Consider the following 11425-nt stretch of genomic DNA (forward strand, 5'->3'; position numbering starts at 1 on the left):
CTACATATTGATTTCCAGAATGACCGGCAGCACCATCGGACGCTTTCCGGTTTCCTTGGAAAGATACTTGCTTATTTTCTCACGAGCCTCTCCACGCACAGTCAGATTGTCATAGCGTTTTTCCTTAACTGCCGTTTCAATGCATTTTTCCATGATGTTTCCTACTTCCTTGATAATGTAGTCCGCATCCTTCAAATAGATCAGACCGCGTGTCTGTACATCTGGACCGTTAATAACTTCCTTCGTCTTATGACTGACACCGACACCGATGATCATGACGCCATCCGTTGACAGCACCTCACGATCCTTCAAAACGACACCGGTAACATCCCAGTTTTCTTTTCCGTCAATCAGCGTATCCTCAAGCTCCAGATGCTCTGCGACACTTTTTAAAATTTTATCCTCGAACTGGGCAACCTGTCCGTTTTCCAGAATCAGGATGCGGTCCGGTGAGTAGCCCATCTTACTTGCCAGATTGGCATTTACAAATAGATGGCGGTATTCTCCCTTGACTGGAATATAATATTTCGGCTGGAACAGATACAGCATCATTTTTAGGTCCTCACTGCTTGGATGCATGGACAGAACTGTTTTGGAATCCAGCGTAAAAATTCTTCCGCCTTCCTTATAGATTTCATTCTCCATGCTGTTGGCATCCAGCTCTGTACCACTGACAATCGGGGATGCAACGATAATTGTATCTGTCGTTCGAAAGCTGACAAACTTATCCTCATGGTTGGCGATATTGGACATCGTTCGGAACAAATTTTTACCGTTTCCGGTGATCAGTACGACAACATCCTCCATATCGTCACGAAAATCCTTTTCCTTGACCTCCATCTCTCTTGGAACCTGATAGTATTTCACAAGCTCCAGCTGATGCAGCAGCTCACGCATTCCCTTATCATGGAAGAAAATCTTCCGGTTGTATTTCTTAGCCAGCTCAATGATTTCTATGATGCGAAACAGACTCTGGGAATAGGATGAAATCAGAATGCGGCTGTGACTCGCTTCAAAAATCGGCTCAATCAGATTGGTGATGCGATGCTTTGGCGCCGTATGCCCGACACGGTCTGCGGACTGCGATTCACTCAGCAGACACAAAACGCCGCGTTTCCCGATATCGCTCAGCTCATTCAGATCGCACAGATACTCCTGCTGCAGCATATCGTAATCAATGATAAATTCACCTGTATAGACGATATAGCCCTGATCCGTTGCAATCGCCAGACCGAAATTATCCGGGAAGGCATGCGTCATCGGGAAGGTTCTTACCTTTACACCACCGATGGTCTGCTTGCTGGCACGTTTCATACGGTGAATTTTCACATTCTTGATACCTTCCTTTTTCAGCATATCGTGAATGATATTTGCTGTCAGGTTTCCGGTATACACAGGAACGTTGATCTGCTTCAACAGATATGGCAGGGCCGCTACAACATCATCATGCGCATGCGTGATGAAAATACCCTTAACACGTTCCTTGTTTTGGATCAGATAGGAAAAATCCGGTATGATGAATTCCACTCCCAGCTGATCGGATTCCGGATACTTCAATCCGGCTTCAATAATAAATATGGCTTCATTGACTTCGACAACGTACATATTCTTTCCGTTTTCGTCAAGTCCGCCAAGCGCAAAAATGCGTACTTGATCCATAATCTAAATACCTCCGTTTTTCTATTGTTATTATGATGATCGTATTTCTATTCAATAAGGAATATATAGAACCCCATGATAAACTAATCCTATTATACCATCAGTTCCTGGAAAAAAAACAAAAATATGCCCTTCTGTTAAGAAATTTACGCCCATACGACCTATTTTATCATATTTTCGCAAGAAAAAAAGTGATTTCTCACTTTTTCAGCAGCAAAGTAAATCGCTGAACCCATGCATTAGAACATACAGACGAATACAATCCCCCTATACGACCCCATTATATAGGGGATAGAAAACTTTTAACCAAGCACAAGCTATCTGTTTTCGATTGAAAAGCTCATATGATCAAACATAGCGGTGAGCAGCCTCCTACATTTACTGGATAGCAAGCATAGGACACCTTTCATTATCTAAAAATAAAATAGAGTACTAGAAGTATGATAACGATGATAGAAAAGCCCAAAAAGAATTTCTGTACAGAATCCATCGATTCCAGAAAGCTTCCATACATACGATTATAGGCGTCTACATTCTTTTTCATATCCTTCTTTTTTTTATCCTGTTCCATAAGTTTCTCCTTTCTTTCACAATCGATTATGAATCACATATAGATAGGAATACTTACTGTCTGCTATATCTAATTAAATTGTATTTTATTCATAGCGATCTGTCAATGCTTTCCTGGCGTTTTTCAGTACAAGGAGAAGCAGTGAATGAGAATGAGCATCAGGGGAAAGCGTAGAATTGGCAAAGCTCATACGCTACGAAAAAATCTGTAGGCAGTTACAAGCATTCTTTCACTGTATTTCACTGTATATTGTATGCAAACTATGTGACTGCATTTCTCTGTTCGCATATAGCACGTACAGGTATTCCCTCACATATATCGATATGATTATGTTGCGTTTCTTAATTTACTTCCTAGTTAAGGAGTCCTCTGATTTCACCACTCCTATACTTTCCATAAAAAAAGTTGAAAAATCGATTGTGGTATCTTTACCACCGATTTCCCAACTCCTTGTTCTATTACTTTAACTTCGTTTTCACTAGCGTGCTAGTTACGTTTTATATTTGTTCTCCGTCCAGTGAAAATGTCTTACACGCTGTAATTTTCACAGAAACGATATCACCCGGTTTTGCGTCGGTACGCTGAAAGTTTACCAGCTTGTTTGTTTCCGTATAGCCGCTGTAAACCTCTTTATTCTTTTTGCTTGCACCATCCACCAGCACCTTTACGATGCTTCCAAGGTAGGCCTCGTTTTTTTCATGGGCATACAGATTCCAGCGTTCATTCAGCTCCTGCAGGCGGCGCTGTTTGACAGCAAGCGGGATATTGTCTTCCATTGCAGCTGCCGGTGTTCCCTCTCTAGGTGAATAAATAAAGGTAAATGCATTGTCAAACTGGCATTCATCCACCAGCGATAGCGTATTCTGGAACTGCTCCTCCGTCTCATTGGGAAAGCCCACGATAATATCAGTGGAAATTGCACAGCCCGCAACACGCTCCTTGATCTTATGAAAGAGCGTCAGGTACTGTTCCCTTGTATAGCGCCTGCCCATAATCTTTAAAATATCACTGTCACCGCTTTGTACAGGGAGATGGATAAACGGCATGATGTTGTCATAACGGGCAATCACATCAATCATTTCATCACTAAAATCCCAAGGATGACTCGTTGTAAAGCGAATTCGTTCGATTCCTGTTTTTGCCGTCTCCTCCAGAAGCTTCGCAAAACCGCCTTCCATATGCAGATCCTTACCATAGGAATTGACATTTTGCCCCAGCAATGTAATCTCCTTGAAGCCGTCCTGCTTCAAAACACGAACCTCTTCCAAAATATCCTCCATCAGACGGGAACGCTCTTTTCCTCTGGTATATGGAACGATACAGTAGGTACAGAATTTATCGCAGCCGTACATGATATTTACCCATGCCTTATGCCTGCCAAAGCGGCGTACCGGAAGATTTTCTATGACATCACCTTCCTTGGACAATACCTCAACACTGCGCTTTCCATGAACCATAACATCATAGAGAAGCTCCGGCAGACGATGAATGTTGTGTGTGCCGAAAATCAGATTTACATGGCGGTATTTCTCCAGCAATGTAGCCACGACATCCTCTTCCTGTGCCATGCAGCCACATAAGCCAAATAGTAAATCCGGCTTATTTCTTTTTAACCGCTTTAAGGAGCCGATTTCTCCAAGCACCTTATCCTCTGCATTTTTACGGATTGCACAGGTGTTCATCAGTATCAGATCGGCATCCTGCGGATGCTCCACAGCAGTAAAATTCATTTCCTCCAAAATTCCTGCCAGGGTTTCACTGTCACGTTCATTCGCCTGACAGCCATATGTACGCAAATAATATTTTTTCCCCTGTCCCAGCATGCGAATTTGTTCCGGCATCTGAAACAGCGATTTCTCAATGACAGCCTCTTTTGTTGTTCTCACCTGAGCATCCTTCAGATTGGGAAGTGCCCATCCCGGTTGTTTTTTCATAACTACTGCTCCTATCTTTCTTCTATTTATAAAACGCCATTCCTTGATGGCGGATATACCTAAAAAAACCAAGCTGATTGGCTTGGTTTACTGAGAGATTGCAGAAACTGGACATGCGCTTACGCATGAACCACAGTCAATACAAGTTCCTTCATCACATACGGATTTACCCTCATCATTCATGCTCAGAGCACCAACTGGGCAAACACCTACACATGCACCACAACCGATGCAAGTATCTACATCTACTTTAACTGCCATTGTTTATTCCTCCTTTACAACCTCTTCTATTATACCATATACCCGACGCAGTGCAAGCATTTCACTATGAAAAAGATGTGAATTTTTCTACATTCTTCACAGTGAAATACTGCTGTTTGGGGTAAGAAAAAGCCGTGTATTCACGGCTTTCAGCATTCTACATCCGCAGGGCGAATCTGGATACGCTCAATATGCACTGCTTTTCTTGTGGCTTCATCAATTTGTACCACAGCACCGCACAGAATTCCAGGGCCCTCTGCAATTTTAAACTTCGTTTTTTCTTCGGTTGTAAAGCGTGTCAGTATCTCATTTACATCACGCCCCAGCACACTCGTATAGGCACCGCACATACCCAAATCGGTAATCGCCGCTGTTCCATATACCAGGCGCTCATCTGCGGTTTGTACATGCGTATGTGTTCCCACAACAGCCTGTACCCTGCCGGCAAAATGATATGTGAAGGCGATTTTTTCACTTGTCGTTTCCGCATGCAAATCTACCAGATAAACATCAGCATCGATATCATTCAGGATATCCTCCATACAGAAGAATGGTGAATCAACAACATTGTTCATCCAGACCTCTCCGCACAGATTGGAAATGGAAACCCGCATGCCGTTGACCTTGACCACCACGGTATGCTGGCCATATTCCAGCGGCTCCATATTGGCAGGGCGCACCATACGGTCCGCCTCTTCGATAAACTGGTAAATATCATTCTTGGAAAATGTATGATTTCCCATCGTGCATACATCAACCCCCATAGCAAGGAGCTGATGATAGATTTTTCTGGTAATTCCCTTGCCATGTGCCGAATTTTCAGCATTGGCAACAACAAGATCAATATTGTAGCGTTCCTTCAGCTGCGGCAGATGCTCCTTCACACTCTCTCTTCCTACAGAGCCGACGATATCGCCGAGAAACAGTATATTCATATTACTTCGCCAGTTCGCAGGCTCTTGTTTCACGAATGACTGTCACCTTGATCTGTCCCGGATATGTAAGCTCTGCTTCGATCTTATCCTTGATATCGCGTGCCAGCTTGTGACATCCCAGATCATCCATCTTTTCCGGTACTGCCATGACACGAACCTCACGTCCTGCCTGAATTGCATAGGCACTGTCTACACCGTCAAAGGATTTCGTGATTTTCTCAAGCTCCTCCAGACGGTTAATATAGTTCTGCAGTGCTTCATAGCGGGCACCCGGACGTGCTGCGGAAATCGTATCCGCTGCGATTACCAGATTGGAAATCAAAAACTGCGGTTCCACTTCACCATGGTGAGACTGGATGGCGTTCAGCACTACCTCGCGCTCGCCATGCTTTTTACAAAACTTGTAGCCGAGCTCAATATGGCTTCCTTCCACTTCAAAGTCCAGAGCCTTTCCAATATCATGCAGTAGTCCTGCACGCTTTGCCAGCTGCTGGTTTAATCCCAGCTCCGCTGCCATCATCCCAGCCAGATGCGCAACCTCCATACTGTGCTGCAATGCATTCTGCCCATAGGAGAAGCGATATTTCAAGCGTCCAATCAAACGGATGATTTCGCGGTCGATTCTACCAATTCCCAGCTTGAATACCGTATCCTCTCCGGTCTTCATGATGCTGGTATCCATTTCCTTCTTGATTTTGTGCACAACTTCTTCAATACGTCCCGGCTGGATACGTCCATCCTTAATCAGATGCTCCAGAGCAAGTCGTGCCACCTCTCTGCGGATAGGATCAAAGCAGGAAACAGTAATCGTTTCCGGCGTATCATCAATAATCAGATCAACACCAGTCGCCTGTTCAATCGCCTTGATGTTTCTACCCTCACGTCCGATGATTCTGCCCTTCATTTCCTCACTTGGCAGGGAAACAACGGAAACCGTGCGATCCACTGCCTCATCAGAGGAAATCCGCTGAATACTGAGGGCAACGATATTGCGTGCCTTTTCATCCGCAATGGATTTTGCTTCTTCTTCTTTTTCTTTAATATACGCCATCGTTTCTTTTTCCATACGCTTCTCTGTGATGGCCATCAGTTCTTCTCTCGCCTCGGCAGTTGTCAGGGAAGCCACACGCTCCAGCTCCTCCACCTGCACATCGATTTTTTCCTGTAATTCTTTATCTTTTTTATCTAGCATTGCCATTTTGTCAGCTAACTGCGCGCTCTTAACATCAATCTGCTTTTCCTTGCTGGTCAATGTCTCATCACGGAAATTGAGGTTATCCTCTCTGCGCAGCAGTTTGTTTTCCATATCGGTAACTTCCTGCTTGCGTTCCTTAATTTCCTTTTCAGCCGCAATCTTTAGTTCATGAGCTTGTGTACGACCATCCAGCACTGCCTGCTTAACAACGGAATCGGCTTTTGATTCCGCTTCCTTCAGCAGCATGGATGCCTTTTGCTGATCTTTATTTAAACCCGCCTTGGATATAATCACCATGATTACAATTCCAACGACAAGACCTGTCAACACAGACAAAAAGATGATAAGTGGATTATCCATACCACAATTCCTCCATTCGTCTTTCTTGAAGAGTTTTCTCTTCTGTATTATATTGTACATAATTTTCACACTTTTCTCAACAAAAAAGCGCACTTTTCACAAAAATGCGTGAATTTATGTAAGTGTTTCCATATTTGGATAAAAAAGAAGCTTCTATCTGAAACTGCTGAAAACGTAGGCGATTTTAACCATCGCCTACGTTTTATTCATAGAAAGAAAGCAGATATCCTGCACTTTGATCAAGCAAGCTCTGACTTACGCAGCTTCGATTTGCCGCTCCGTTCAGCAGCCGCTTAATATACGAAGGACTGAACATACGGACTTACGAACCCCTGTTTCAAAGGAGTATGACAACACCAGCTTCTTACCTTGCAGGGTATTTCATAATCAAAAGGATGAGTCATGAGCTTTTCCATCCGTTCATCCCTATCGTTCATGCTATGGATTCTGCTTTTTTACACATACGTGCTGTTTGCTATGCCGCTTCCTTTTTATCCTCAACAGCCTCAGCCTTCTGCGGGGCCGTCTTTTCCTTCAGCTTTTCTCCCAGCTCTGCCATCAATGCAGGGTTGTTCTTAATAAAGGTTTTTGCTGCTTCCTTCCCCTGTCCAATTTTTTCACCATTATAGGAGAACCATGCGCCGCTTTTCATAACGATATCATGATCCACGCATAAATCAAGCAGCTCTGCCACATAGGAAATACCCTCACCGTACATGATTTCGATTTGTGCCACCTTAAATGGAGGGGCCACCTTATTTTTAACCACCTTGACGTTGACCTTGTTTCCGATGATATCGGTACCGTTTTTGATTGCCTCACTGCGTCGGATATCCAGACGCACAGAGGAATAAAACTTCAATGCTCGACCACCCGGTGTGGTTTCCGGATTACCAAACATGATACCAACCTTTTCACGCAGCTGGTTAATAAAAATCGCCGTACATTCGCTGCGGTTCATGATACCGCTCAGCTTCCGCATTGCCTTGGACATCATACGTGCCTGCAGACCAACGTTGGCATCCCCCATCTCACCGTCCAGCTCTGCCTGCGGAACCAGAGCCGCCACGGAATCGACAACCACCAGATCGATCGCACCGCTTTTGATCAGCATTTCCGTAATATCCAGCGCCTGCTCACCACTGTCCGGCTGAGAAAGTATCAAATCATCAATATTGACTCCCAGATTCTTTGCATAGGTCGGATCAATGGCGTTCTCAGCATCGATGAATGCAGCACGGCCGCCCTTTTTCTGTACCTCGGCAATGGCATGCAGTGCCAGCGTTGTCTTACCGCTTGATTCCGGGCCATAGATTTCCACGATTCTTCCTTTTGGATATCCGCCGATTCCCAGTGCCTCATCCACCTTGATCGAGCCAGAGGATATCGCATCGATTTCCACTGCCGCACGATCTCCCAGCTTCATAATGGAGCCTTTTCCAAACTGCTTCTCAATCTGCTTCAGCGTATCATCCAGCAGATCCTTTTTCTTTGTGTCCTTATCCTGGGACTTTTTCTCTTTTTCCATTCGTCTCTCCTTATTTTTATGTCATAAGGGCTACTTACGCATCATCCAGAAAACGGATGACCTGTCTGCCCATTTCTTCCACTAACTCTTTTCGCAGTGCGTTGCGTTTTTGTGCGAGCTGGAATTCATATACCTTTGTATGGGTATGATCTGCAATCGCGCAATACACCAATCCGGCCGGTTTTCCCTCCATGGTATCCGGGCCGGCATTTCCGGTAAAGGAAACGCACACATCCACATCCAGCAGCACTCTCGCCTTTTCCGCCATTTCTCTGGCACATTGAGCACTCACAACACCGTATTGCCGTACAACTTCCTCACTGACATGTACAACATTGACCTTGCATTCCGTCCAATAGGTAATAATGCCGCCTTTTAAAACAGCAGAAGCACCACTGACTTCTGCTATTGTGCTCGCAAACAGACCGGCTGTCAGACTTTCACAGCTTCCTATCGTCAGTCCGTCGCGCTTCAACCGTTCAATTAACGCTTTCATATCTACATCGTCTCCATAACGATATCCTTCAGCTTCAGGAAATAATCAACACCGCTCGCCACCGAAACCGCTACGGCTGCATAAAACAGAAGATCCGCAACCGGAAGTGATACAAGCGCAAATGGCAGATTATTCAACAGCAGAAAGATAATGGCAAACATCTGCAGCACAGTCTTGGCCTTTCCCATCATTCCGGCAGCCACAACCTTGCCCTTCGCACTGGCATTCATACGAAGACCGTCCACAATCATATCGCGCCAGATCATAAGCAGCACGAATAAGGCAGGTACCACACCATCAACCGCAAACAGGATAAACATCGTATTTACCAGCAGCTTATCCGCAATCGGATCGATAAATTTTCCAAAGGAGGTAATCAGATTGTACTTTCTTGCAATATGTCCGTCCAGATAGTCCGTAAAGCTGGCAAGTGCAAACAAAACCAGAACAAGCAATGCCGTCATACTGACAGCGATATGCTGACCGTTCACATCCACGCCAAAGGCTTCCCGCATATCGGTAAACAGATAGATACAGGCAATCACCGGTACCAGAATGATGCGGAACAATGACAGCTTATTTGGAAGATTCATCGCTGTCACCTGCAATCGTAAACTCCAGTGTGATTGCACCGCTGGAATTCACAATGGAATCATCCAGCTTCACATTTTTATCGTTGATTTTCAACTGTGTATTGTACATATAGCCAACATAAAGCTCCAGCTTCATTCCCTTTTTCACCGGTACGCTTCCCTTGGCAGAGGACTGGTAATCATATACCTGTGCCTTTGGCTCATCCAGCACCTTGCCATCCACGCTTGCACTAAAGCCGGAAGAACTTCCCGCAAAGGTAACCTCAAACTTCAGCTCGTCTCCATCCTTCAGATTTTCGATGGTATAATGCGTCGCATCCGTTTTGGAAATACTGATTTCCTTTTGTTCTTCCTTCTGCTGCTCTTCTTCCTTTTCTTTTTCACTGCTGCTTGGATAATTGTTTTCTCCGTTTTCCGTCTGCTGCGGAGCCGTCGGCTGCGCATTGTTCGCTGTCTTGCCCTTTCCGGCATCCGACTTCAGAAAGACAACAAAGGCAAACATGATAACAATGGCAACCACTGCCACAATGGCAATCAGGGATACCAGCGACATATCCGGCTTGCGGAACCGTCGCTTCTGCCGCGTTTTCACATTCGCTGTTGTAACCTTACTCAGCTTTTCTGACTTCGCTACATTTTTTTCGATTTCCTCATGATTCAGCTGCGTTGAGGTTGTAAAGGTCATCGTATAATCATTGACATCCTTGCGAAGCTCATCCTTAATATCGTCAAAATCAATCCCCAGCACATCGCAATAGGATTTCACAAAGAAGCGCAGATAGGACAGATCATCATGAAAAAAGCTGATGTCTCCCTCCTCCAGCGCTTTTATATGTTTCTGAGTCAGGCGTGTCTGATCGCTTACTTCTTCGATTGTCAGCCCCAGCTCTAGTCTCTTTTCTTTTAACAGTCTACCGATTTCTTCCATAGAGCACCTCTTTATTTACGTTTACTTGTCACATATCAGTATGAACAGATTCTATAATCCCTATTATTATATCAGTCAAATTCTTTTATGTAAATGAATCGTTCACAAAATTCGTCTTTCACTTTTTTATCCCATAAATCCTGCTTTTCCAAACCCGGTTATCCTGTAAAATTATGAAAAAGCGAAGGACAAGCGCCTTCGCTGATTGCTTCCACTGCATAAGCCATGTTCTGTACTCCGTAAGGAGTGGCAGTCATTTATCTACGTGACAACACGTTCCGACCACTGGCTTCGTTTCGCCGTGATCAGATTCCCCTACCAAATTTGGGTTTCTCGCTTGCGGGGTTTACCCGTTCCATCTTTCCGGTTTCCCGGAAAGCTCGTCTCTGTGGCACTTTTAAAGGAGTCCGCCATAGCTTTCGCCACAGGCCTTCTCCAGCCGTCAGCTTACGCTGCCTGGATTTATCGTTTCATCCAGCACAAACACTACATTCGTCACAGAATGTGCGAGCATGGACTTTCCTCTGACCTTATGGCCAGCGACTGCCGCAGAAGAAGCAGTTTATTTTTTACTGGCAAATACCGCGTTTTCCAGACGGGTCAGACGCTTCAGAATATCCACATTGCCGCCTGTGGCATTGCTTTCCTCCTGAACAGCCCCCTGCTTCCCTTCCAGCTCAATGATTTTTGCCTTCATGGCAGCGACCTGCTTTTCATACTCCTGCAGACGCTCTCCCAGATTCTCAATCATGGCATCATATTCCTGATAGTCATTGATGACAAGATCCAGAAACTCATCCACTTCCACAGATGAATAGCCCTTGAAATCTATATTAAACTGTTTATTCAATACATCTTCCACTTTTAACTTGAATCTTTTTTCCATGAATTTCACCTTCCACCTACATAGTTTCTCAGAATTTCTAAAAAAAAGCAAGGGAAATTTGCACAATCGCACGCTTTCC

General features: G+C 44.6%; 11 protein-coding genes and 1 other RNA gene. All 12 read right to left on the reverse strand.

What is annotated here, in order from left to right; all coding sequences use genetic code 11:
• The 12 genes from GKZ87_11760 to GKZ87_11815 all read right to left on the reverse strand — a co-directional run bounded on the left by GKZ87_11760 (position 1) and on the right by GKZ87_11815 (position 11346).
• Positions 1 to 1659 (reverse strand): RNase J family beta-CASP ribonuclease, encoded by a 1659-nt coding sequence (locus GKZ87_11760; protein QSI26112.1) that lies wholly within the window; start codon positions 1657 to 1659, stop codon positions 1 to 3.
• A 409-nt stretch (positions 1660 to 2068) separates the two neighbouring features.
• The gene (locus GKZ87_11765) at positions 2069 to 2230 is read right to left on the reverse strand and encodes a hypothetical protein (GenBank protein ID QSI26113.1); all 162 of its coding nucleotides are present in this window, start codon (positions 2228 to 2230) and stop codon (positions 2069 to 2071) included.
• 497 nt (positions 2231 to 2727) lie between these two features.
• On the reverse strand, positions 2728 to 4164 hold the full coding sequence (gene miaB, locus GKZ87_11770; protein QSI26114.1) for a tRNA (N6-isopentenyl adenosine(37)-C2)-methylthiotransferase MiaB: 1437 nt from the start codon (positions 4162 to 4164) through the stop codon (positions 2728 to 2730).
• Positions 4165 to 4251: 87 nt separating this feature from the next.
• Positions 4252 to 4425: a 4Fe-4S dicluster domain-containing protein gene (locus tag GKZ87_11775; protein ID QSI26115.1), complete on the reverse strand. Its 174-nt coding sequence runs from the start codon at positions 4423 to 4425 to the stop codon at positions 4252 to 4254.
• 149 nt (positions 4426 to 4574) lie between these two features.
• Complete coding sequence (locus GKZ87_11780) at positions 4575 to 5360, reverse strand: TIGR00282 family metallophosphoesterase (GenBank protein ID QSI26116.1); 786 nt, start codon at positions 5358 to 5360, stop codon at positions 4575 to 4577.
• Position 5361: 1 nt separating this feature from the next.
• Positions 5362 to 6915: a ribonuclease Y gene (gene rny, locus GKZ87_11785; GenBank protein QSI26117.1), complete on the reverse strand. Its 1554-nt coding sequence runs from the start codon at positions 6913 to 6915 to the stop codon at positions 5362 to 5364.
• 475 nt (positions 6916 to 7390) lie between these two features.
• A complete protein-coding gene (gene recA, locus GKZ87_11790) occupies positions 7391 to 8443 on the reverse strand; it encodes a recombinase RecA (protein ID QSI26118.1) in 1053 nt (350 codons plus the stop codon).
• 34 nt (positions 8444 to 8477) lie between these two features.
• Entirely contained in the window at positions 8478 to 8939 is a 462-nt protein-coding gene (locus GKZ87_11795; protein QSI26119.1) for a nicotinamide-nucleotide amidohydrolase family protein, read from the reverse strand.
• Positions 8940 to 8941: 2 nt separating this feature from the next.
• Positions 8942 to 9547 carry a CDP-diacylglycerol--glycerol-3-phosphate 3-phosphatidyltransferase gene (pgsA, locus tag GKZ87_11800; GenBank protein QSI26120.1) on the reverse strand — a complete coding sequence of 202 codons (606 nt, stop codon included), beginning with the start codon at positions 9545 to 9547 and terminating at the stop codon, positions 8942 to 8944.
• The gene (locus GKZ87_11805; protein ID QSI26121.1) at positions 9516 to 10460 is read right to left on the reverse strand and encodes a helix-turn-helix domain-containing protein; all 945 of its coding nucleotides are present in this window, start codon (positions 10458 to 10460) and stop codon (positions 9516 to 9518) included. Before GKZ87_11805 ends, pgsA begins: the two co-directional genes overlap by 32 nt.
• Positions 10461 to 10674: 214 nt before the next feature.
• Positions 10675 to 11015: RNase P RNA component class B (rnpB, locus tag GKZ87_11810), an RNA gene on the reverse strand.
• Between the two features lie 7 nt (positions 11016 to 11022).
• Positions 11023 to 11346, reverse strand: coding sequence for a DivIVA domain-containing protein (locus GKZ87_11815; protein QSI26122.1), 324 nt, complete (start codon positions 11344 to 11346; stop codon positions 11023 to 11025).
• Positions 11347 to 11425: the final 79 nt, after the last annotated feature.

The organism is Erysipelotrichaceae bacterium 66202529 (assembly GCA_017161075.1).
GTDB lineage: Bacteria > Bacillota_I > Bacilli_A > Erysipelotrichales > Erysipelotrichaceae > Clostridium_AQ.

Bases quoted from the DNA above. Each gene is read 5' to 3' on its own strand.
- GKZ87_11760 (QSI26112.1), bottom strand. From the start codon at position 1,659: ATGGATCAAGTACGCATTTTTGCGCTTGGCGGACTTGACGAAAACGGA.
- GKZ87_11765 (QSI26113.1), bottom strand. From the start codon at position 2,230: ATGGAACAGGATAAAAAAAAGAAGGATATGAAAAAGAATGTAGACGCC.
- miaB (QSI26114.1), bottom strand. From the start codon at position 4,164: ATGAAAAAACAACCGGGATGGGCACTTCCCAATCTGAAGGATGCTCAG.
- GKZ87_11775 (QSI26115.1), bottom strand. From the start codon at position 4,425: ATGGCAGTTAAAGTAGATGTAGATACTTGCATCGGTTGTGGTGCATGT.
- GKZ87_11780 (QSI26116.1), bottom strand. From the start codon at position 5,360: ATGAATATACTGTTTCTCGGCGATATCGTCGGCTCTGTAGGAAGAGAG.
- rny (QSI26117.1), bottom strand. From the start codon at position 6,915: ATGGATAATCCACTTATCATCTTTTTGTCTGTGTTGACAGGTCTTGTC.
- recA (QSI26118.1), bottom strand. From the start codon at position 8,443: ATGGAAAAAGAGAAAAAGTCCCAGGATAAGGACACAAAGAAAAAGGAT.
- GKZ87_11795 (QSI26119.1), bottom strand. From the start codon at position 8,939: ATGAAAGCGTTAATTGAACGGTTGAAGCGCGACGGACTGACGATAGGA.
- GKZ87_11805 (QSI26121.1), bottom strand. From the start codon at position 10,460: ATGGAAGAAATCGGTAGACTGTTAAAAGAAAAGAGACTAGAGCTGGGG.
- GKZ87_11815 (QSI26122.1), bottom strand. From the start codon at position 11,346: ATGGAAAAAAGATTCAAGTTAAAAGTGGAAGATGTATTGAATAAACAG.